The 22,011-nt window shown below is 69.1% G+C and carries 18 protein-coding genes and 1 riboswitch; of the genes, 4 read left to right on the forward strand and 14 right to left on the reverse strand.

Annotated elements, in window-relative coordinates; all coding sequences use genetic code 11:
* Nucleotides 1-120: 120 nt before the first annotated feature.
* The 3 genes from ABTZ59_RS04665 to ABTZ59_RS04675 all read right to left on the reverse strand — a co-directional run bounded on the left by ABTZ59_RS04665 (nucleotide 121) and on the right by ABTZ59_RS04675 (nucleotide 2,648).
* Nucleotides 121-561 (reverse strand): hypothetical protein, encoded by a 441-nt coding sequence (locus ABTZ59_RS04665; RefSeq protein WP_351390521.1) that lies wholly within the window; start codon nucleotides 559-561, stop codon nucleotides 121-123.
* A 246-nt stretch (nucleotides 562-807) separates the two neighbouring features.
* The gene (locus ABTZ59_RS04670; protein WP_351390524.1) at nucleotides 808-1,500 is read right to left on the reverse strand and encodes an HAD family hydrolase; all 693 of its coding nucleotides are present in this window, start codon (nucleotides 1,498-1,500) and stop codon (nucleotides 808-810) included.
* Between the two features lie 227 nt (nucleotides 1,501-1,727).
* Nucleotides 1,728-2,648: a ScbA/BarX family gamma-butyrolactone biosynthesis protein gene (locus ABTZ59_RS04675; RefSeq protein WP_351390527.1), complete on the reverse strand. Its 921-nt coding sequence runs from the start codon at nucleotides 2,646-2,648 to the stop codon at nucleotides 1,728-1,730.
* A 128-nt stretch (nucleotides 2,649-2,776) separates the two neighbouring features.
* Here ABTZ59_RS04675 and ABTZ59_RS04680 point away from each other — a divergent pair, with 128 nt between their 5' ends.
* Nucleotides 2,777-3,490 (forward strand): ScbR family autoregulator-binding transcription factor, encoded by a 714-nt coding sequence (locus tag ABTZ59_RS04680; RefSeq protein ID WP_351390532.1) that lies wholly within the window; start codon nucleotides 2,777-2,779, stop codon nucleotides 3,488-3,490.
* A gap of 184 nt (nucleotides 3,491-3,674) precedes the next feature.
* On the opposite strand, the gene ABTZ59_RS04685 is transcribed toward ABTZ59_RS04680, so the two are convergent.
* Nucleotides 3,675-4,259 (reverse strand): prolipoprotein diacylglyceryl transferase, encoded by a 585-nt coding sequence (locus tag ABTZ59_RS04685; protein WP_351390535.1) that lies wholly within the window; start codon nucleotides 4,257-4,259, stop codon nucleotides 3,675-3,677.
* Between the two features lie 227 nt (nucleotides 4,260-4,486).
* Between ABTZ59_RS04685 and ABTZ59_RS04690 the strand changes: the two genes are divergently transcribed.
* Nucleotides 4,487-5,287, forward strand: coding sequence for an SAM-dependent methyltransferase (locus tag ABTZ59_RS04690; RefSeq protein ID WP_351390540.1), 801 nt, complete (start codon nucleotides 4,487-4,489; stop codon nucleotides 5,285-5,287).
* 138 nt (nucleotides 5,288-5,425) lie between these two features.
* Here ABTZ59_RS04690 and ABTZ59_RS04695 read toward each other — a convergent pair whose 3' ends face one another.
* The 5 genes from ABTZ59_RS04695 to ABTZ59_RS04715 form a co-directional block, all read right to left on the reverse strand.
* On the reverse strand, nucleotides 5,426-6,244 hold the full coding sequence (locus ABTZ59_RS04695) for a LysM peptidoglycan-binding domain-containing protein (protein WP_351390543.1): 819 nt from the start codon (nucleotides 6,242-6,244) through the stop codon (nucleotides 5,426-5,428).
* A 4-nt stretch (nucleotides 6,245-6,248) separates the two neighbouring features.
* Nucleotides 6,249-6,403, reverse strand: a riboswitch (cyclic di-AMP (ydaO/yuaA leader).
* Nucleotides 6,404-7,206: 803 nt separating this feature from the next.
* Nucleotides 7,207-8,121, reverse strand: coding sequence for an NAD-dependent epimerase/dehydratase family protein (locus tag ABTZ59_RS04700; protein ID WP_351390547.1), 915 nt, complete (start codon nucleotides 8,119-8,121; stop codon nucleotides 7,207-7,209).
* Nucleotides 8,118-9,026: a carbohydrate ABC transporter permease gene (locus ABTZ59_RS04705; RefSeq protein ID WP_351390551.1), complete on the reverse strand. Its 909-nt coding sequence runs from the start codon at nucleotides 9,024-9,026 to the stop codon at nucleotides 8,118-8,120. Before ABTZ59_RS04705 ends, ABTZ59_RS04700 begins: the two co-directional genes overlap by 4 nt.
* On the reverse strand, nucleotides 9,023-10,036 hold the full coding sequence (locus tag ABTZ59_RS04710) for a carbohydrate ABC transporter permease (protein WP_351390554.1): 1,014 nt from the start codon (nucleotides 10,034-10,036) through the stop codon (nucleotides 9,023-9,025). Before ABTZ59_RS04710 ends, ABTZ59_RS04705 begins: the two co-directional genes overlap by 4 nt.
* The gene (locus ABTZ59_RS04715; protein WP_351390557.1) at nucleotides 10,033-11,358 is read right to left on the reverse strand and encodes an ABC transporter substrate-binding protein; all 1,326 of its coding nucleotides are present in this window, start codon (nucleotides 11,356-11,358) and stop codon (nucleotides 10,033-10,035) included. Before ABTZ59_RS04715 ends, ABTZ59_RS04710 begins: the two co-directional genes overlap by 4 nt.
* Nucleotides 11,359-11,549: 191 nt before the next feature.
* Here ABTZ59_RS04715 and ABTZ59_RS04720 point away from each other — a divergent pair, with 191 nt between their 5' ends.
* Complete coding sequence (locus ABTZ59_RS04720) at nucleotides 11,550-12,914, forward strand: enolase C-terminal domain-like protein (RefSeq protein ID WP_351390562.1); 1,365 nt, start codon at nucleotides 11,550-11,552, stop codon at nucleotides 12,912-12,914.
* Nucleotides 12,915-12,992: 78 nt separating this feature from the next.
* Here ABTZ59_RS04720 and ABTZ59_RS04725 read toward each other — a convergent pair whose 3' ends face one another.
* Both ABTZ59_RS04725 and ABTZ59_RS04730 read right to left on the reverse strand, forming a co-directional pair.
* Nucleotides 12,993-14,204: an ROK family protein gene (locus ABTZ59_RS04725; RefSeq protein WP_351390566.1), complete on the reverse strand. Its 1,212-nt coding sequence runs from the start codon at nucleotides 14,202-14,204 to the stop codon at nucleotides 12,993-12,995.
* A gap of 124 nt (nucleotides 14,205-14,328) precedes the next feature.
* On the reverse strand, nucleotides 14,329-15,918 hold the full coding sequence (locus tag ABTZ59_RS04730) for a GH39 family glycosyl hydrolase (protein WP_351390568.1): 1,590 nt from the start codon (nucleotides 15,916-15,918) through the stop codon (nucleotides 14,329-14,331).
* Nucleotides 15,919-16,097: 179 nt separating this feature from the next.
* On the opposite strand from ABTZ59_RS04730, the gene ABTZ59_RS04735 reads away from it, so the two are divergent.
* The gene (locus ABTZ59_RS04735; RefSeq protein WP_351390572.1) at nucleotides 16,098-16,595 is read left to right on the forward strand and encodes an SRPBCC domain-containing protein; all 498 of its coding nucleotides are present in this window, start codon (nucleotides 16,098-16,100) and stop codon (nucleotides 16,593-16,595) included.
* Nucleotides 16,596-16,746: 151 nt separating this feature from the next.
* On the opposite strand, the gene ABTZ59_RS04740 is transcribed toward ABTZ59_RS04735, so the two are convergent.
* From ABTZ59_RS04740 to ABTZ59_RS04750, 3 genes are all read right to left on the reverse strand, one after another.
* Nucleotides 16,747-18,075, reverse strand: coding sequence for an enolase C-terminal domain-like protein (locus ABTZ59_RS04740; protein ID WP_351390576.1), 1,329 nt, complete (start codon nucleotides 18,073-18,075; stop codon nucleotides 16,747-16,749).
* Nucleotides 18,076-18,365: 290 nt separating this feature from the next.
* Nucleotides 18,366-19,694, reverse strand: a complete 1,329-nt coding sequence (locus ABTZ59_RS04745) for a class I SAM-dependent RNA methyltransferase (protein ID WP_351390578.1) — start codon at nucleotides 19,692-19,694, stop codon at nucleotides 18,366-18,368.
* A 130-nt stretch (nucleotides 19,695-19,824) separates the two neighbouring features.
* Nucleotides 19,825-21,876, reverse strand: coding sequence for an APC family permease (locus tag ABTZ59_RS04750; RefSeq protein WP_351390581.1), 2,052 nt, complete (start codon nucleotides 21,874-21,876; stop codon nucleotides 19,825-19,827).
* Nucleotides 21,877-22,011: the final 135 nt, after the last annotated feature.

Here is a 22,011-nt window from a genome sequence, read left to right on the forward strand (position 1 = left end):
CCACACAGCCATGGCGCACGGGGCGATTCCGCGGAAAGAACCACCGACCGCGTGACAGCGCGCATACCCGCACATACGTACGCCCATCCGGCCGGGTGTCGAACCGAACCGGCGTACGAGTCATCTCGGCCGGCGAAGGCGCCAGGGAAGCCGGAACCGGCGGCGGCCGGCCCACCGCGGCAACGCGGGGCCGGAGAAGCGGCCCCCGTCCGGCCGGGCGCCCTCACCGTCCGCGCCGTCGGTGCCGTACGGTCCAATGCCGGTGTCCGCCGGCAGGCGCAGGCTCTCCTTGTCGTACCGAGTGGCGGCGATCGTCGCGACGAGTTGCTCCTCGGTGAAGGTCTCGGAGCCCCGCACATGCGGGACGAACCCCACGAGGACACCGTCCTCCACCACCTCGGCCCGTAGCCCCAGCACCCCGTCGATGTCCCAGATCGCCTCACCGCCCTCGGCGAGCACGATCTGCACCCCGCACTGGTAGACCCCCAGGTGCGCCAGATGGGCCATCACCCCACGGGCGCGCAGCGACGCCACGAGACGGCCGGCACGATCCTCATCCATCCGATGGCCATCTCCCTGTGCGGCAGCTTCTGGACGGATATGTCCTCTGGCACTCATGGTAGGCCGATTTCCGGACAGGGCGACTTCCGGAGGAGAAGGAGGACAGGGAGGTGAAGGTGGAGACGGTGGACAGGGAGGAGGGAGGAGGAGAGAAGAAAGGGAGACGAGAGGAGGAGCGGGAGCCGGGAAGCCTTCGATCCCGCCCCGCCGGACAGCCCATGGCGTGGCGACCGACGGGGCCGGCGGTCAGCGTGAGTACTGCGGCGGTACGCGCCCGGTGGCCCAGCCGGAGACTTCCGGCTCGTCCAGCGAGCGGACCCAGAGGTCGACCAGCGCCACGGTCCGCGCGTCGGGCCAGGGGCCCACGCCCATGATGCGCATACCGGCCTGGTCCGCGGCCTGGATGCCACAGTGGGAGTCCTCGATCGCCAGGGTGTCGGCCGGGTCGGCGCCGCAGAGCCTGGCCGCGGCGAGATAGACGTCCGGATGCGGCTTGGGCCGCATCTCGTCCTCGGGCACCACGACGTGCCCGAAGAGGTCGAGCATGCCCGCGGTGTCGAGGCTGGACTCGACGACCTCCCGCGGGCAGTTGCTGGCGACGGCGAGCGGCGCGAACTGAGCCGCCGTTTCGACCAGTTGGCGGGCGCCGGGCATGGTCATGGGGTTGTCGGCGACCAGGGCTCGGAAATGCGCGAGCAGTCGGTCGGTCATCTCCTCGCCGAGGTCCGGGCGCCCCGCCTCGTCCGCCATCAGGCGCCCGCATTCGCTGTAGTGGAGCCCTTTGGCCCGCTCCGCGAAGCCTGGAGCGGGGGTGAATCCGAACTCGCGCAACGCCAGAATGCGCGCGTCCTGCCAGTGGCATTCGGTGTCCATGAGGGTGCCGTCGCAGTCGAAGACGATGGCTGAGGGAGTCCAGGAAAGGATGCGTTGAGCTGTCATCCGCGTGCTTCCGTTCAGGAGTGCCCTAAAAGCGGCAGCGCTGGCCGCCGCAACGGTGCGAAACACCGCGGGCGTGTTGGTCACCCGTTGTCGGACGGGTGCGATCCCTGGCGGGCGCGGCCATAGGGAGAAGGCCTGTTCCGGCGTCCGCCAGGAACATAACGATCGCTACGCTAGAGAGAACTACTCTCGGCAGTCAAGTGATTGCATTTAGTGTCTAAATCTGTTTATTGGTAGCGGAGGACTCCAAAGGCCTTCTGTTCGCCGTCCTGGAGAAAGCGGAAGACGCAGGTCGCATGGTGCGCCACGCACAGAACGCGGGCGGGCGGGCGGTATTCGATGAAGCGCGCCGTTTTCAGCCGACCGGCGGTAGGCCGTAGCAGCCTTCCGCCACTTTCGAGGGCAGCCGCCTGCCGGGCGGCCTCCAGCACGATCATGCCCGGGACATGATCCGTCGCGTGGTCGAAGAAGAAGGGATGCCGCATATCGGCGGGATCCACCAGCAGCGTGGCGCCCTCGGAACCGATCACGACATCGTGCGCGCCGGTCACCCCCAGCCGCCGGGCGTCGGGGCGGAGGCCGCCGGCCGCGCGCACGACGGACGGAGCGGCGGCGCCCGAGCGGCCCGCCCGTACGGCGTCGTACTGTTCGGGTTCGAGAAAGCGCGCACCGCCGCCGGCCAGCGCGAAGAGCACCCCGTCGGCCTGGTAGGAGACCTGGAGACGCAGCCCGGTCGCGGACCCGTCGGGCCCGCGTCGCACCTGGGTCGCCCGTACCCCGCAGGTGACCCTGGTGGCGCCGGAGAGGGCGCGCGGCTCCGAGGCGGGGTCGAGTTCGAAGGAGAGATCGGTGATGATCAGGTTCGCGACGGACGAGACGCCGAAATACCGCAGTGGAATGTAGATCCCGAGCTGACGCAGTGTCTCCACGATCATCAACGGGCTGTGCAGATCGGCGCCGTCGCGCGGAAAAGTCGGATGGGATCGGGGCCAGGAGGCGGCGGCTTCGAAATCGCCGCTTTCGGTCTGCCGAACGTCGGTCAGCAGTACCTCCGCCACGGAGGCGCGATGCACCATCTCCCGGGCGACGGTGCGCGACCAGGACAGCGGCCGGACCTCCCCGGCGATGTCACCAACCGATGTATTCATGCGATAAGAACATCGCAATTCTCCGGCACGCGCACCCCAGCTCAACCCCGCCACACGCCGTCACACCCCGCGCGAAAAGCCGCTACATTGCGTGCTGTCATTTAACGGAACGGGAATCCGGGGTACACGTGCAGGTTCGGGCGGAGCAGGTTCGGGCGAAAGCGACGCGCAGGTTTCTGCTGGAGGCCGCGGCACATTTGTTCGATGAGCGTGGCTATGCCGGTACCAGTATCAGCGATATCAGCGCACGGTCCGGTCGTACGAGCGGGGCCATCTACTTCCACTACGCCAGCAAGGAGAATCTGGCCCTGGCCATTGTGGAGGAGCATTTCGCGACCTGGCCGGAGCTGATCGGCCGTTACAAGGCGGCCGACCGCCCGGCGCTGGAACGACTGGTCGCCCTGAGTTTCGATGTGGCCAGAGCCTTCCGCGACGATGTCGTCATCCGCGCCGGATCCCGGCTGTGGGCGGAACGCGCTGCCATCGACGTCACGTTGCCCCGGCCCTTCGTCGGCTGGCTGGAGACGGTCACCGGGCTGCTCGAAGAGGCGCGCGCCGAGGGATCGCTCGCCGAGGGCGTATGTCCCGAAGTGGCCGCGCACGGACTCGTCTGCGCCTTCTTCGGGCTGCACACGGTCTCCGACGCCCTGGAGGGGCGGCGGCAGATCGAGGAGGGGCTGTCGGATCTGTGGCTGCTGCTCCTGGCCGCGCTCCAGACCGACCCCGACCCGGCGCTGCTGCTCGCGCGGGTGCGGGAGGGTGAGCGCGAGCGCCGCCGGGAGAGCGCGGCGGACGGGCGCCGGGCGCGGCTCGGGGACCGGGTGCTCACGAAGAGCGGCTGACCGCGCGGCATGTCCTGGCGCGGCGGATACACCCTCAGCCGGTCGCCGTCCCCGCTCAGTTGAGATGTCCGGGACGTCGTCCGGATGCGATCAGGGACGGCGTACAGCCGTCGGCGGTCCGCCGTTCAGTGTCGGGGGACCGCCGCCGGCCGGGCCTCGTGGTCCCGGCCGGCGGATCGGCCGCTCAGGATTCCTCGAAGTAGGCGTCCAGGACGGCGTCGAGCTCTTCCGTCCATTCCTTGAGGCGGTTCCTGGTGTCGGCCTCGACCTCGGCGTCGAACCAGCGGCGCTCCGACACATGCACCGTGACGGTGAACCGGCGCCCGAAGCGAGGAGTCTTGATCTCGACCGCGCCGATCTCGCTCCACCAGAAGTCGGCCTCCTGGTCGTCCAGCCGGAACCGGACGCCCTTGCTGTCCGCGATGATCGCGCCACGGCGGTCGGTGACCTCGAAGACGGGGCCGTCCTCGGCGGAGGCGTCGTCCGCAGGGGTGCCCTCCTCGGAGGAAGCGTCGGAGGAAACCTCCTCGGCCGCTTCGGCCTTGTCGGTGGTGGTGCTGTTCGCGTCGAGGGCGGGTTCATCGGGAACGGCCTCCGGAAGGACGTCCGAGCGGGCGCCGCCTTCGGGCGCGCGCTCCTCGGTCTCCGCCTGCTCCGGGTCCGTCTCCGCTGTGCCCGCGGGGCGGGGGGCCATGAGGCCGGGAACGTACGCCGGGTCTTTCCCCACGGCACGCTCGGGCCAGATATTCGAGTCTATGCGCTGCTCCACGTCCGGAAGTATGGACGAGAATCCTGTGCGAGCCCAGCCCGGCTCGCATCCGGCCGTATGCCCGTGACATCCCGCCGCCCGTACATACACACCTGATTCGAACACCAACTCCCCTCATCGCATACCCTGTTACCGCTCGCCCCACCCGGATCACCCGAAACGGGTACATCGGCGATGCGGTCCCCTTCACCAGGTTCTTTCCCCGCCTCCACTCATGGGAGCGTTCAATGACGGCCGAGACGCCCAAACCGCAGATCGACACGAGCAAGCCCCATCCCGCACGTGTCTACGACTATCTCCTCGGCGGCAAGGACAACTACGCCGTCGACCAGGCGGTGGGGGCGAAGCTGCCGGCCGAGGCGAGGGTCGCCGCGCGGCAGAACCGTGCCTTCATGCGCCGCGCGACCGCCTGGCTGGCGCACAGCGGGATCGACCAGTTCCTCGACATAGGCACCGGCATCCCGACCGAGCCGAACCTGCACCAGATCGTCCAGCGGATCAACCCGAAGGCCCGGGTCGTCTACACCGACAACGACCCCATCGTCCTGCGGCATGCCGAGGCCCTGCTGATCAGCTCGCCGGAAGGCGCCACCGACTACATCCAGGCGGATGTCCGCGAACCGGGGGCGATCCTGGACCACGCCCGGGGCTTCCTGGATTTCAGCCGCCCGATCGCGCTCTCCCTCATCGCCCTGATGCACTTCATCCCGGAGGACGAGAAGCCGTACGACATCGTCGGCACCCTGGTGGAAGCCCTTCCCACGGGCAGTTGTCTGGTGCTCTCGCACGCGGCGTCCGATCTCTACCCCGAACTCGTGGAGCAGGTGGTCGCGCAGTACAAGCGGGGTGGCATCACGCTGGGCTTCCGTACTCGCGAGGGGGTGGCGCGGTTCTTCGAGGGCATGGACCTCGCCGAGCCGGGCCTGGTCACGGCCCCGCACTGGTACCGGGACACGGCCGCGCCGACGGAGGAGGAGAGCGGCGGATACGACAGCGGCATCTACGCCGCGGTCGGCCGCGTGCGCTGACCTTTCCGGCGGCCCGTCGCTCCGCCGGGATCGCGGAGCACGGGAACGAGGGAACGAACGAGCCCGGAACGCGGCAGGGCCGGACCAGCCCTGAGGGCTGTCCGGCCTGCCGCGAGCGGTGTGCGGTGTGCGGGCCTGTCAGTAGGGGCCGTTCACGTTGTCGATCGAACCGTAACGGTCGGCCGCGTAGTTGGACGCGGCGGTGATGTTGGCGACCGGGTCGTAGCTGTCCGTCGACGTACCGGGCACGTGGTAGGCCTCGAACGTGGGGTCGATGACCTGAAGGAGCCCCTTGGACGGGGTGCCGGCCGCGGCGTTGGAGTCCCAGTTGTTGATGGCCCACGGGTCGCCCGAGGACTCGCGCATGATGTTGCGGTGGATGCCCTCGTAGGAGCCGGGGATGCCGTTCGCCGCCATGACGTCCAGCGACTCCCGGATCCAGCCGTCCAGGTTGTCGGCGTACGTCGTCGTGGCGGTCTCGGTGGTCGCGGCGGCGGTGTCGGCCGAGGCGCTCTCGTCGGTGCTCTCCTCGGCCGCCGGCGCGGCCTCCTCGGCGGGGGCGGAGTCGGCGGCGGAGTCGGCGGGGGCCTCCGACGCGGACGCCGTTCCGAGCGTCAGCGTGAGACCGGGGTGGATCAGGCACGGGTCGCCGCCGATGACATCGCGGTTGTCCTCGTAGAGCTGCTGCCAGCCGCCGCTCAGGGAGAAGTCGTCGGCGATCTTGGACAGCGAGTCGCCCCAGACGACGGAGTAGGTCGTCGGGGTGTCCGTCTGGACGACGGCGGCCGGAGTCAGGGTCACCTTGGCGCTGGCGGCGGTGTGCGCTGCCGGGGCCGCCTGGGCGGTGGTGGCGGCCAGCAAGGGGAAGGCGAGTACGGCACCGCCCGTGCCCGCGGTGACGAGACCTCTGGCGACAGGGCTGTTCTTGGGACGACGGTGCTTAGCCTTTGAGGCCATGACGAATTCCTCTCCTGCGCCTGCGAGGTGAGCTGTCGGGTTCGGACTGGAGATGCCCGGCCGCATGGTGAATGCGGCTTAACCCCAAGCCGGTCCTGAGTACGGATCGGCGACTTACCTGGGTCCCCCGCTCCTGCCGGGCGTGGGTGGGTGTGTGTTTCCGGGCGGCGGCAGGATTCGGCGTTCCGTCCGGAGTAACGAGAACGTAAGCGAGGGCGCCCGAACGAAACAAGCCCTGAATTCACAACGGAATCCAATTCATGAATCCGACCCGAAATGATCTCGTTATCGGCCCGATACCGGGAAGCTCAACTCGCCTTCCACACAGGCGAAATGAACGAGAAGGCAGGCGGCGGGCCGGGCACTTACGTGACACACATCACGCGCATGACGGAAATGTCCAGGTCACAACGGGACACAGAGCGGAGAAAGTCGAGCGAACGACAAAGAATTGGACTTCAGGGAGAACTGAGATAAATCGCCCATAAAGGTGCGGGTGCGCGGCATCGGATCCGACCCGTGGACCCGACCTCCACAAGGGAGCCATACGCGCCGCTGACGCTCTCTCACATTCGAACAACCAGGGCCATGTGGCGGTTCTCCGACCGTCTTTCATCGAAGAGCGGATCACATTCGAAGAATTCCCTTTCCGCAAACGGCAGTTCACGACGGATGAAGGAGTGACGCCCACCTCGCGGTTTTCTGGCGATTGACCAACTCGGGCATTCTTCGGGCCCGTTCATCGCGTCGCCCGACGATGAACGGAAAGGCGATCAAGGAAAGATCAGGGGCTTCATCGGGGGCTTCATCGGGGCTTCGGAGAAGGCTCGGGGAGAGATATGACGTACCGGCCCGGAAACGTGCGACGGGTGGTGGCGCTGCCGGAGTCACCCTCCGGCAGCGCCACCACCCGTCGGTGGCCCGGCGCCCGATCGCCCGCTACCCGGGCGGCGGCGCGAAGCTCAGTCCGCCTCCGTGATCTCCTCCCGCCCCGCCGCGGTGAACCCGAGGAGCTCACGGCTGCGGGTGGTGTCGAACAGCGACGCGTGACCGTCGAGCGCGCCCCGGATCTCGCTGCTGGGGTGGTACGTCGCCAGCAGCTCCCGGGTGGGTTCCAGGGCCGCGCTGTCGGGCGCGGCCACGTTGACGACATGGTGGCCCGTGAGGTCCGCCGTCAGGGCGGCCCGTACGGCACGGGCGGCGTCCCGGGTGTGCAGCCACCCCCACAGTTCACGGCGGTTGGACGCGGGGTCGCCGTGCACCTGCGCCAGCCGCTCCCGCAGCCGGGCGCCCGCGCCGACGAACGGGAACCGCAGCATGACGGTGACCGTGCCATGGCGCCGGGTCGTGAACTGCGCGGCCTTCTCGGACATGACCTTCGACAGGCCGTAGGAGTCGACGGTGAGATCGGGGTGGTCCTCGTCCACGGGGACGTACACCGGGTGCAGATCCCGGTCGGCCCACGCGATGCCGACGGCCGCCGCGCTGGAGGCGCCGACGACACGCGGCACGCCGAGCCGGCCGGCCTCCTGGAACACCAGATAGGCGGCGAGGACGTTGGCGCGCAGGGTCTCGTCCTCCGACACGATGCCGGGCGCCGGGTACGCCGCGAGATGGACGACCCCGACGAACGCGCCGTCCTCTTCCGCCGCCGCCTTCTGTGCGGCGGCGAAGCACTCGGTGACCGTCTTCGCCTCGCTCAGATCGCCGGTGACGAACCGGACACAGCCGTCCTCGCCGTCACCCCGCGCCAGATCGGCGCCCACGACGCGGAAGCCCGCGCCGATGAGGTCCGCCACGACGGCCCGGCCGATCCCGCCGGCCGCCCCGGTCACCAGTACCGTCCGGGGGCTCTTCCGTACCGTCCGCCCGCTCATCCCTTGACCGCTCCCATCAATCCGTTGACGAAATAGCGCTGGGCGCACAGGAACAGGACGATCACCGGGACCACCATGATCAGAGCCGCCGCCATCAGCGAGTTGTACTGCACGACACTCTGCGACTGCATCGCCTGGAGCGCGATCGGCAGCGTGTACGTGTGCGGGTCGTTCAGCGAGATCCGGGTGAGCTGGTACTCGTTCCAGGTCGGGATGGCCGTGAGCAGCGCGATGGTGATGACCGCCGGCCGGGCCAGCGGCAGATAGATCCGGCTGAAGATCCGCAGCTCGCCCGCGCCGTCCATCCGAGCCGCCTCGCGCAGCTCCGCCGGCACCGCACTGAAGGCGTTGGTCAGCAGCAGGATCGCCAGTGGGGCGCTGCCGTTGACGAACGGCAGGATCAGGCCCCAGTGGGTGCCGAGGATGTCGAGCTTGCTCTCCAGCAGCACGATCGGCAGCAGCGTCACCACTCCGGGGACGAAGAGCAGTACCAGGAAGAGCCGGTACAGCCACTTCTTGCCGGGGAACGCCAGCACGGAGAAGGCGTAGGAGGCGGCCGAGTAGACCACCACGACCAGCACGGTCGTCAGGACGGTGACCTTGACGCTGTTGAGGAAGTAGTCGAAGAAGTCGAGCTTGCTCCAGGTGTCGGCGAAGGTACGGAGGGTCGGGTCGTGCGGTATGAGATGACCACCCTCCTGGACCTCCTTGTTGGTCTTGAAGGCCGCCGAGACCATCCACAGGAACGGATAGACGCTGACCGCCGCGTAGGCGGCGAGCACGATCCCGACGACGGTACGGACGACGGTCCTGCCGACAGGTTTCCGGCCGCCGGTGCGCGGTACGGTCCGGCCCTGGGCGCGGATGCCCGCCGGTCGCGGTGGGGAGAGGGTTTCGCCGCTCATCCCATCCTCCTCATCACCCGCTGGTTGATGAAGGCGACGACGAGGGCCGCCAGGAACAGGAGCCAGCCCAGAGCACTGGCGAGACCCAGCGTCGGGGACAGCTCGGAGAGAAAGGCGAGCCGATAGGTCTCCAGACCCAGGACGCTCGTGGAGTCGCCAGGACCGCCGTTGGTCATGATCAGGAAGGACTGGAAGCCCTGGAGGGAGTCACGCACATTGAGCAGGAGCACGACGACGGTGATGGGCTTCATGAGCGGCCATACGACCATCGTGGTGGAGCGCAGCCAGCCGGCGCCGTCGATCTGCGCGGCCTCCAGCAGGGAACTGTCCAGCGACTGGAGCCCGGTCAGATAGAGCAGCATCGCCACCGGCACGGCCGACCAGACCATGACGACGATCATCGTGGCGAGGGCGGTGTCCGGGTTGCCGAGCCAGCCCTGCGGCTGCTGGAGCGAGCCGAGGCCGAGGGACTTCAGCAGCAGGTTGATGGCGCCATTGGGCTCCAGGATGTAGTTCCAGGCGAAGTAGACGGCGATCCCGGTCGTCACGTACGGCACGAAGTAGACGGAGCGCAGGACGCCCTGGAAGCGCTTGACCTGGTTCAGTACGAGGGCGAGGGGGAACGCGACGAGCACGGTGAGCAGCGGGACCGCGATGACAACCCACAGGGTGTTGACCGCGGCCTTCTTCACGATCGGCCAGTACGTCGGGCTGCCGCCGAGCAGATCCGTGTAGTTCCGCAGGCCGCGCCAGTTCCATTCGGGCCAGAAGCCGTTCCACTGGGCGAAGCTCAGCGAGAATCCGTAGACGATCGTGTAGACGCCCATGACGGCGAACAGGGCGATCGCGGGAGCGACGAAGAGATAGCCCCAGGCGGCCTGCTTGCGCTTCTCGCGCGGTCCGCGGAAGGGGCCGCGGCGAGGTGCGCCGCCGCCCCGCTCTCCGGCGGAGGAGGGGAGCGCGCCCTTTCCGGTGCCGGCGGCCGTCGCCGTACCGGTTCCGGCGGTCATCTGTTCTGCTCCGCCCAGTAGGACTTGATCATGGAACTCATCTGCGCACCCGTACTTTCCGCGCTGCGTGACGTCAGCGGGGTGAACTGGGCCAGTACGGCTCCGACCTTTCCGGGGTCGTACAGGCTGGGACGGTAGGCGGTATAGCCGGCGTTGTAGGAGTTCTCGCCGGAGCCGAAGGCCGCCTCCATGGAATTCAGGACAGGGCCGAGCGCGGCGCTCTGGCTCTTGGCGAGATCATTCGGCGGCACGTCGAGCGCCTGTTTTCCGAAGCCGGCCGCGACATCGTCCCTGGACAGGAACTTCAGCCATTGCAGCGCTTCGTCCTTCTTCTCCGATTTCCGGGTGATGGAGAGACCCGTGAGCGAGAAGGGCGAGAGCTGGAGATCGGGGATGGCGGCGTCCTTCGGCGGCGGCACGGGGAACGTCATGAGATTGTCCGCGTCGTAGCCGTTCTCGGCGAGAAACGCCAGTGTGTAGGTGCCGCCGATGTCGAAGGACGCCTTGCCCTGGGCGAAGGCGAGATCCGCCTCGTCGATCCCCTTGGACTGGGTGCCGGGCATCCAGTACGGGGTCACCTGGTTGTAGGTGTTCAGCACTTTCTGGCCGTTCGGTGACGACCAGCCCTGAGCGGCGTCCGGGCCGAAGAGCGCCTCGAACTTCTGCTTTCCGAGCATCCCGAACGCCATCGGCTGCATCAGCCATTCCAGGGCCGTGGAGGGCTGCTTCACCCCGACGGTCACACCACCGGTGTCGGGGAATGCCTTCTTCACCTTGTCGAGGGCGTCGATGAATTCCTCCCAGGTGGCCGGCGCCCTGGTCACCCCGGCCTTCGCCGCGCGGCTCTTGTTCATATAGACAACGCCCTGAGTGCCGACGGTGAGCGGCACACTGAATCGCTGCCCGAGCTGGACACCCTGGGTCTTGGAGCCCTCGGTGAGCGACGCCTTGTAGACCTCGGGCGTGACCGTGCCGTCCTTGAGGACCTGGGGGAGGTACTGGTCGAGCCATTTCTGGTCGACTTCCTTGGAGAGGTCTTCCAGCAGCCCCGCCCCGCCGAACGCGAGGTCGTCGCCGTTGGAGTGCACTTCGAGCACATCGGGCAGATCGTTGGTGCGGGCCGCGGCCTGAACCTTGGTCAGAAAGGCATCATCCGGCGTCACCGCCTGAATGTTCACCTTTGTTCCGGTCTCGGCGGTGAATTTTTCCGCTGCCGCCTGCAAGGCGGCCACATGGGACTGCTTGAAGGTCCACATGGAGAGTTCGTCGCGTCCGGAACCGTCTCCGCCGTTCGAACCGCAACCCGCGATCAGCACACCCATGGCGGCGACCGAAGCGAGTATCGAGGTACGACGCGCGGCTGGGAGAAGTCGTATCACGTTCCCAGCGCCTTTCTTCGGGGCTGTTCGTCCAGCTCCTCTATGACGCAGCGAATCTAAATCGACTTGATGTACGGTGTCAACAGTTGTAACACCCGGAAAACACGGACGTGCCATCACCTCGGAGGGAACCCATGACGGCAGCGAAGACACGGGGTACGACGGAGAGCGCGGAGACGACGGAGAGCGCGGGGGCCGCGGAGGGTGCGGGGGCGGCGGACGGTGCGGGGGCCGCGGAGGTGCTGGCCCCGGCTCCCTGGGCACGACCCGGCTCCGACTCCCTGCGGGTGACGGCGGTCCGTACCTTCCTGTGCGCCCCGCAGGGCTGCCCGTACGTGATCGTGCGCGTGGAGACCAATCAGCCCGGGCTGTACGGGCTCGGCTGCGCCAGCGACCCGCAGCGCACCCTGGCGATCCGATCGGTCGTCGACGACTATTTCGGTCCGATGCTGCTGGGCCGCGACCCCCACGACATCGAGGACCTGCACCGACTGCTGCTCAACAGCGGCTACTGGCGGGGCGGTTCGATCGCGCAGAACGCCCTGGCGGGCGTCGACGTGGCGCTCTGGGACATCAAGGGCAAGGCGGCTGGACTGCCGGTGCACCAGCTGCTGGGCGGCCGGGCCCGGGAGGCCGCGGAGGCGTACACGCACGTGGACGGCCACGAGGCGGGCGAGATCGCCGAGCGGGTGCTCGCCGCCGCCGAGCGCGGCTACCGCCATGTCCGCGTCCAGGTCGCGGTCCCGGGTACGGACACCTACGGCACGGCCCCGCGCGACGAGGCCGAAGCCCGCCGGCGCCGGCTGCGCGCCGGGAGCTGGGACTCCCTGGGCTATCTGCGTCATGTCCCGCCCGTGCTGCGCGAGATCCGTGAGCGGGTCGGCACGGGAGTGGAACTGCTGCACGACGCGCACGAGCGGCTGACCCCCTCGCAGGCCCGTGAGCTGGTGCACGAGGTGGAGGACGCGCGGCTGTTCTTCCTGGAGGACGCCCTCGCCCCCGAGGACGCGGCCCACTTCGGGCAGCTACGGCAGGCCGGCTCGGTCCCGCTCGCGGTGGGCGAGCTGTACCACGACATCACGATGTACCTGCCGCTGCTGGAGCAGCGGGTCATCGACTTCGCCCGGATCCGTATCCCCACGCTGGGCGGCCTGACACCCACCCGCAAACTCGTCGCGGCCTGCGAACTGTTCGGCGTACGGACGGCGCCGCACGGCCCCGGCGATGTCAGCCCCGTCGGCATGGCCGCCAATGTGGCCCTCGACATCAGCTCGCCCGCGTTCGGCGTCCAGGAGGCCGCCGCCTTCAAGCAAGCGACCCTGGAGGTCTTCCCCGGTGCGCCCGTGCCGCGCGAGGGGCGGCTGTACCCCTCCGAACAGCCCGGCCTGGGAGTCGACTTCGACGAGTCGGCCGCACGCGGGTATCCGGTGACCGAGCCGCTGGAGCACGACCGCTGGGCGCTGCTGCGCAACACGGACGGCAGTGTGCAGCGGCCCTGACCATCGCCGTGGACGCGTGAGGCCCCGCCGACCGGCGGGGCCTCACCCGTGTCCGCGGCTCACCGCAGGGTCCGCGGTTCACCCCAGCAGCAGGGATTTCGGCTGCGCGGAGAGCGTACGGTCCAGCACCAGCGACGCCGCTCCCACGGCCGCGACGTTCTCGCCGACGGCGGTCGTGATGACCAGCGTGGGGTGGATCGGCTTCACGAACAGGGACTGCGCGACCATCGGCTCGATGAGGGCGAGGAGCCGGTCGGCGAGAAGGTGCCATATCGGTCCGCCGAAGACGATGGTGTCCACGTCCAGGAGCGTCGCCGCCGCGCAGACACCCCGGCCGATCCGGATGCCCCAGCGGTCGATGATGCTGCCGGCCCGCTCGTCGCCGCGTGCGGCGAGGGCGGCCAGCTGTTCAAGGCCGCGCTGGGCGTCCCCGGGATCCATGGGGGTGAACTCGCCGCCGAGCGCACCGAGCGCGATGGCCTCGTCGACCAGGACCCGGGTCGAGCAGGCCGCGCCGAGGCCGCCCACCTCGCCGACGTTGCCCGAGACGCCGCGCAGCACGGTGTCGTCGATGACCAGCCCCATGCCGGAGCCCGTGCCGAGGTAGAAGAAGAGGAAGTTACGGCTCTCGGTGGCCGCCCCGGACCAGCGCTCCGCGACGACGGCGGCGATCACGTCCTTGTCCAGCAGCGCCGGATAGCCGGTCGCCTCGCTGAGCTGGTCGCGCAGCGGAACGCTGCCCCAGCCGGGCAGTTCGGGCGGGTCCACGACCAGCCCGGCCGCCGCGTCGATCGGTCCTGGCGCGGCGATCCCCAGGCCCAGTACGCGGTCCCTGTCCACCCCCGACTCGGCCACCAGCGCGGTCACCGAGGCGGCCATGCCCGCCACGACCTCATCGGTGTCGCCGCCGCGCGGGGTCCGCTCGCTGCGCTGGGCGACGACCGTACCGAGCAGGTCGAGCAGTACGTAGGTGATGACGGCCGGGTCGAGATGCACACCCACGGCGTACCGGGCCCCGGGAGCGATCCGCAGGAGCGTACGGGGTTTGCCACTGCCGGTGCTCTGCTTCCCGGACTCGCGGGCCACGCCCTGGTCGAGCAGCCTGCGGGTGATGTTGGAGACGGTCTGCGCCGACAGTCCGGTGGCCTGGGCGAGTTCGACCCGGCTCAGGCCCGCGGAGTGGCGCCGGATCGCGTCCAGGACGACGGATTCGTTGAAGTCACCCATGCGAGGCAGGTTGGTGCCACGTCTGATCGACGCCTTCCCGGCGCTCGCCTTCTTGCTCGTCAAAGTCCTTCTCCCGGCCCCGGAAAGGGACGGCGGCCAGATGCCGCCGATCCCTGGGTGCGTCAAATCGATGGAATCGTACCGGCTGGGGTGTGTGCCGTGTCGGCGAAGCCCGCCCGCGCCGGTGTCAGCCCAACTGCTCGACGAGGACGAGCGACCAGGGACTGACGGCCGTATCGAGCCGCAGCACCCCGTCCGCACCGGCGGCGGCGGTCCGTACCTCGGTGGCACGGGCCAGCCGGTCGAGATGGGCGAGCTGTTCGCGGGTGGGCGCGGCCGGTGAGCCGAGGGCCCGCCAGCCCCCGATGGCGTCGCCGTGCGTGGAGTCCAGCACCTCGACGCGGAAGGGCGCGCCGGGCGCGAGCGCGCCGATCTCCAGCGTCAGCCGCCGGGGCCGGCCCTTGGCCTGGGTGGCCTCGGCCGTCGACCGGTCGTCGAAGGAGGCCGGTACGGACTTGGGCTCCTCCCGCGGGTAGTGGTGGACGAGAGCGGTGATCCGGCCGGTGGCGGCCGAGCGGGTCACGACATGGTCCTCGCCGCGCTCGATCAGCTCGTCACCGAGGGCGTGCAGCATGCGGTACGCGTGGAATGTCGGCTTCGGAATGCCGGGCAGCGTGATCATGCCGAAGCCGCCGTGGAACAGCTCGTCGCCGGCCCCGCCCTCCTCGAAGACATCCGTGAACGTCCAGTACGCGAGCGAGTCGACCGTACCGAGCGAGTGCAGGATGGAGCGCGTGACGTAGGTGGCGGCCGGCAGCGTGTCATGGGTGTGGTCGCGCGGCGAGGAGGACGAGGACCACTCGGTGAGATGGATCTCGGCGTCCGGAAACGGGCTCTTGGCGATCAGATCGCGCAGCAGGGCCAGGTCGACCGGGGTGGCGTCCTTGCCGCGGGTGAGCTTCTCGCCCTGTCCGTGCTCGTCCAGCGCCCAGTCCGTGGGGTACGGGTGGGTGGAGACGAAGTCGACGGGCAGCCCTTCCTCGGCGCAGTAGTCCAGGAAGGCCGCCATCCACACCGGGCGCCATTCCAGGTCGTCGATGTCGTCGCGGCCCGCGACGATGCGCCGGGAGACATCCTCGGACTCCCCGCCGAAGCGCTCGTCGGGGACGAAGTTGGAGGTGGCGGGTCCGCCGACGCGCAGCCGCTGGTCGACGTTCTTCACCGCGCCCGCCGTGACCTTGTACAGCTCGAAGTACTCGGAGCGGGTGCCGTGGAAGAAACCCCAGAGGTTGGCCTCGTTCCACACCTCGAAGTACCACCGGCGCACTTCCTCGATCCCGTACCGGGTGATCCAGTGGCGGGTGATGGCGTCGATCAGCGCGGCCCACTTGTCGAGGTCCACGGGCGGGGCTCCGTGCGCTCCCCACCAGAAGACGGTGTTGGTCTCCCGGGCGAGGGCACGCGGGCTGAAGCCGAACTCCACGAACGGCCGTACCCCGAGATCGAGGAGGAAGTCGAAGAGCGCGTCGACGTACTGGAAGTTGTGTACGGCGGTGCCGTCCGCACGCTCCGTGTACACGAACATGTCGTCGTGGAAGAGCCCGTGGAAGCGGATGTACTCGAAGCCGCACGCGTCGTGGGCCTCACGGAGCTGGCGCTGCCAGTCGGCGCGCAGCCCCTCGTTGGCGCGTCCCGCGCCGACGACGCGGCTCCAGAAGTGCGGCAGCGGGGTCGCGGGGGCGTTCGCGAGGGCGCTGACCAAGATGTCGCCCGACATGGTGGTTCCTTCCGTCCCGGTACGGCAGGCAGTGGTGCTGTGCGAGTGCTGTGGGACAGACGATAAATCAAAATGATTGATATATCCATCCCGTCTCGGGGAACCAGGACCAGGTCGCCGAATCTCGGCGTGCCACCACCGCCCCCACCGCGAAGGCCACCGGCGATACGTTGAGGGCCATGTATTCGACGCGAGTCTCCCGACGCGTGAACGCGCCCCGCGCCGCCGTCTACCGAGCGCTTCTCGACGCGGACGCGATCGCGCGATGGCGGGTGCCTGATGGCATGACCAGTCACGTACACACGTTCGATCCTCGCGAAGGCGGCACGTTCCGCGTCTCACTCACCTACGACGAGCCCACGGGGAGCGGCAAGTCGGGCGCGCACACCGATACGTACCACGGTCACTTCGCGCGGCTGGTGCCCGACGAGCGGGTGACCGAGGTGTTCGCGTTCGAGACGGCGGAGCCCGGCCTCGGCGGGACGATGACGATGACGACCACCCTCACCGACGCGGACGTGGACGGCGCGACGGATGTTCTGATCGTGCACGAGGGAATTCCCGACGATGTGCCCGCCGCCGACAACGAGCTGGGCACCCGCATGGCCTTGGCGAATCTCGCCCGGCTGGTCGAGACGGACGAGCGCCCGGAAGGCGGGAACGCGAGGCCCGAGTAGGCGGGCGGCGAGAGGTGATCGCGCTCGGGTCCGCGCCTCGCCGTCCCGCCCGTCCCGCGACCGCGCCTCGCCGGCCCGCGCCCGCCGCCTCACGGACGCGGCTCACGGGACTCGGCTCACGGACGCGGCTCATCGACTCGGGTCACCGGAGTCACCGCGCCAGGCAGGGACGCTTGCTGTCGAAGGTCCAGTCGCTCACCAGGTAGCGCATCCCGACGGCGTCGTCACGTCCCGAGAGCCCCTTCGCCAGGTAGAGCTCATGGGCAGCGAGCAGCCGGTCCATGTCGAGGCGGACACCGAGTCCCGGGGTGTCGTCGACGGTGACCGCGCCGTCGACGATCCGCGGGGCTTCGACGGTCAGGCGTTCCAGGCCCTCCTGCCAGATCCAGTGCGTGTCCAGCGCGTTGTAGTCACCGGGGGCCGCGGCTCCGCAGTGGGCCATCATGGCGAGGGAGATGTCGAAGTGGTTGTTGGAGTGGCACCCCCAGGTCAGCCCCGTCGCATCGCACAGCTGGGCCACCCGCACCGACCCCTGCATGGTCCAGAAGTGCGGGTCCGCGAGCGGGATGTCCACGGACCGGAGCGCCAGCGCGTGGCCGAGCTGGCGCCAGTCGGTCGCGATCATGTTGGTCGCGGTGGGCAGCGCGGTGGCGCGGCGGAACTCCGCGAGGATCTCCCGGCCCGAGTAGCCGCTCTCGGCTCCGCAGGGGTCCTCGGCGTAGGCGAGCGTCCCGACCAGGGGCCGGCACAGCTCGACGGCTTCCCGCAGTGACCAGGCTCCGTTGGGATCGAGGGTGATCCTCGCCTCGGGGAAGCGTTCCTTGAGCGCCCGTACCGCCTTGACCTCCTCCGCACCCGCCAGCACACCGCCCTTGAGCTTGAAGTCGCGAAAGCCGTAGCGCGCGTACGTGGCCTCCGCCTGGCGGACGATCGCTTCCGGGGTCAGCGCCTCCTCGCGGCGGATCCGGTACCACTCCACGGCGGATTCGGGCTCGCGGACGTACTCCAGGTCGGTCCGGCCGGGGTCGCCCACGTAGAACAGATAGCCGAGCACCCGCACGGAATCACGCTGCTTGCCATCGCCGAGCAGTGCGGCGACCGGTACGTCCAGGTGCTGGCCCAGCAGATCGAGCAGTCCGGATTCGACGGCCGTGACGGCGTGCACCGCGGTACGCAGGTCGAAGGTCTGCTCGCCTCGCCCGCGCTCGTCACGGCCGCCGAACCGCTCCCCCACGGCACGCAGGACGCGCTTGTAGTCGCCCACCCGGGCACCGACGACGAGGGACTCCGCCTCGCGCAGGGTCCGGGTGATCTCCTCGCCTCCCGGCACCTCGCCCAGCCCCGTCCGGCCCTGCGAGTCCTCGACGACCAGGACGTTCCGGGTGAAGTACGGGGCGTGCGCGCCGGAGAGATTGAGCAGCATGGAGTCACGGCCCGCCACCGGATACACGGAGAAGCGAGTGACGAAGGGTTGGCTCATGACATGAATCCTTCGTTGGTCGAGGGGCGTTGTCGCACGGATCGGGTGATGCGGTCTCCACATCAGAACGCCGTCTACGTATAGAGACGGAGACTAGATATGCGAACGCCGACGGGTCAATGGGGCCGACAGGTCCATGGCAGGGGCGAGTCACGGAACAGCGGATTCAACCGGCGGGAATCGGGCGGTGCCGTGGCCAGGCGAGCTCAGACGTGATCCGCGGACACGGTGAGCGCCTCGGCACACCACGGTGTTGCCGAGGCGACTACCCGGGCCGACAAACCCGCGCGTCAGGCGCCCTTCGCGACCGGCTCCAGAATCGCCACGCACTCCACGTGATGGGTCATCGGGAAGAAGTCGAAAGCCCGCAGCGTGCGCGGCCGGTAGCCGCCCTCTCGGAAGTACGCCAGGTCACGGGCGAGGGCCGCCGGGTCGCAGGCCACGTAGGCGATGCGGCGGGCGCCCAGGTCCGAGAGGTACGTGACCGTCTGCTTGCCCGCGCCCGCGCGGGGCGGGTCCAGGACGATGAGGTCCGTTTCGGTGATTCGGGTGCGCGGCAGGACCTGGTCGACCTTGCCCTGTTCGACGCGGACCCGGGGCATGTCCTGGAGGTTGTGCCTGGCGTCCTCGACCGCGCGTTTGCCGGATTCGATGCCGAGGACCGCGCCGGTCTCCCCGACGCGCTCCGCGATCGCCCCGGCGAAGAGGCCCACCCCGCAGTACAGGTCGAGTGCCGTCTCGCCCTTCCTCGGCATCAGGCCCTGCATCACGGCCTCCACCAGCAGTTGTGGCGCCTGTGGGTGGACCTGCCAGAAGCCGCCCATGCCGACGCGGTACGTACGGCCGTCGGCACGCTCGCGGACAAAGGCGCGGCCATGGACCCGGTGCACTCCTCCGTCGCGCTCGTCCACTCGCAGGACGGACACCGGCTTGTCCAGTTCCACCAGTGGCAGCCGGCCCCCCTCGCGCGGGGTGAGGATCACCTGTCGGTCGCCGGAGCCCGAGGCCGCGATCGCCTCGACCGTGGCGATCTGCGGCCACTCGCGCCGCTCCACACCCAGTTCGCTGACGCCTTCCGTGGCGATCATGCAGTGCTCGACCGGCTCCACCTCGTGCGACCGGTGCTTGCGCAGCCCCGCGCGACCGTCCTTGTCGATCGCGTACTGCACGCGCGAGCGCCAGGCCGGCACCTCGCCCGCGGGCAGCTTGTCGCCGGGTGCGGGCATGACCGTTCCGTCCCAGCCCGCCTCCTCCGGGGTGAGGCCCGCGAGCCGCTGGAGCTGTTCGGCGATGACCTCGCCCTTGAAACGCCGCTGCGCGCCCGGCTTGGCGTGCTGCCAGTCGCAGCCGCCGCACCGGCCGGGGCCCGCGTACGGGCACGGGGCCACGACCCGGTCCTTCGACGGCTCGATGATCTTCACCGCGTCGGCGCGGAGATAGCGGGAGTCCTCCTCGCCCTCCGTCACGCGCGCGACGATCTTCTCGCCGGGCAGGGCGTGCCGTACGAAGAGCACACGGCCCCCGGCGGTACGGGCGATGCAGTGGCCGCCATGGGCGACGGGGCCCACCTCGACCTCGTACTCCTCCCCGATCAGCGAAGCCTTCGGTTCTGTTGACATGGGAGGTGGCTCCAAAAGATCAGAGTTAACGAGGAAGGGGGGCAAGGGGGCAGGGGGGAAAGGGGGGCAGCGGGGGAAGGAGTGAGCAGAAGAGGGGGTAAGGGGACGGGGGCGGCGACAGCCCACCAGTCTACGTGCCCTTCCCGTCCGGCTCCTTCGGCCGCGAGTCCACCGGACCGCGCCTGACCGCGCCCGGCGCCACATACGCCGCGCGCCTCTTCGCCCGCTTCTTCGCCAGCTCCGAGGACTCCAGCTGGTACGGCACCGAGGTCACCATCACCCCTGGGGTGAAGAGCAGCCGCCCCTTGAGCCGCAGCGCGCTCTGGTTGTGCAGCAGATGCTCGTACCAGCGGCCGACCACATACTCCGGGATATAGACGCTCACCGCGTCGCGCGGGTTCTCCGAGCGCAGCCCGCGCACGTACTCGATCACCGGCCGGGTGATCTCGCGGTACGGGGAGTCGAGGATCTTCAGCGGTACGTTGATGCCGCGCCGCTCCCACTCCTCCCTGAGCTGCTTCGTCTCCGCCGGGTCGACATTGATGCTGAGCGCCTCCAGGGTGTCCGAGCGCATCAGCTTGGCGTAACCGAGGGCGCGCAGCGTGGGCTTGTGGACCTTGGAGACCAGCACGATCGAATGCACCCGGGACGGCCGGACGCTGTCGTCGGACGGTCCCTCGGCGGCGGCGATCTCCGCCGAGACCCGGTCGTAGTGCTTACGGATCGCGGTCATCGTCCCGTAGAAGATCACCATGCCGAGCAGCGCGACCCAGGCGCCATGGGTGAACTTGGTCGCCAGCACGACCACCAGCACCAGACCGGTGAAGAAGGCGCCGAAGGTGTTGATCGCGCGGGACCGGATCATATGGCGGCGCTTGGCCGGGTCCCGCTCGGTCCGCAGATGGCGGTTCCAGTGCCGGACCATGCCGGTCTGGCTGAGGGTGAAGGAGACGAAGACACCGACGATATAGAGCTGGATCAGCCGGGTGGAGTCCGCGCCGTAGAGGCCGACGAGCAGGGCCGCGGCGCCGGCCAGCACCACGATGCCGTTGGAGAAGGCCAGCCGGTCACCGCGGGTGAGCAGTTGGCGCGGCAGATAGCGGTCCTGGGCGAGGATCGAGCCGAGCACCGGGAAGCCGTTGTACGCGGTGTTGGCGGCGAGGAAGAGGACCAGCGCGGTGGCCGCGGCGAGCAGGACGAACAGGAACGTGTCGCTGCCGAAGACGGCGGCGGCGACCTGCGAGATGACGGGGTTCTGCACATAGCCCGAGCCGACCGGGACTCCGTCGCGGAGCAGGTCCGTGCCGGGCGACTCCGCCATCTTGACATCGGTGGCCATGGCCAGGCCGATGATGCCGCAGAACATCGTGACGGCGAGGCCGCCCATCAGGGCGAGGGTCGTCGCCGCGTTCCTGCTCTTCGGCTTGCGGAAGGCCGGGACGCCATTGCTGATCGCCTCGACACCGGTCAGCGCGGCGCAGCCGGAGGAGAAGGCCCGCAGCAGCAGGAAGACCAGCGCGAAGCCGGCCAGGCCCTGATGCTCGGCCTTGATCTCGAAGTCGGAGGTCGGGGCGCGCATGGTCTCGTTGAGTACGAGTCCCCGGAACGCGCCCCAGATGATCATGAGGAAGACCCCGCCGACGAAGACATACGTCGGGATCGCGAAGAGCTTGCCCGACTCCCTCACCCCGCGCAGATTCATCAGCGTGAGCAGCACGATTATCCCGATGGCGCAGAGAACCTTGTTCTCCACCACGAAGGGGATCGCGGACCCGAGGTTCTCCACACCGGAGGAGATCGACACCGCCACGGTCAGTACGTAGTCGACGAGCAGCGCGCTGGCGACGGTGAGGCCGGCCTTGGGGCCGAGGTTGGTGCCGGCGACCTCGTAGTCGCCGCCGCCGCTCGGATAGGCGTGCACGTTCTGCCGGTACGACGCGACGACCGTGAACATCAGGACCACGACGGCCAGCGCGATCCACGGGCTGAAGTGGTAGGCCGACACACCCGCGATGGACAGGACGAGGAGGACTTCTCCCGGCGCGTACGCCACCGAGGACAGCGGATCGGAGGCGAAGACGGGCAGGGCGATGCGCTTGGGGAGGAGAGTCTCCCCGAGCCTGTCGCTACGCAGCGCCCGCCCGATCAGGATCCGTTTGGGCACGTCGGTCAGTTTGGACACGAAGGGATCGTATGCGTTCGAACAAGACGGTGTGCGGGCACCACCCCCCACCTGCGGCCCGGCATGTCGACGGGCCGCGGGCGGGTGCTGTCACGGGGTGAGGGTGACGGTGCGCCGCGCGGTCGCTCCCGAGTT

The sequence above is a fragment of the Streptomyces sp. NPDC094034 genome (assembly GCF_040303865.1).
In the GTDB taxonomy this organism is placed as follows: Bacteria; Actinomycetota; Actinomycetes; order Streptomycetales; family Streptomycetaceae; genus Streptomyces.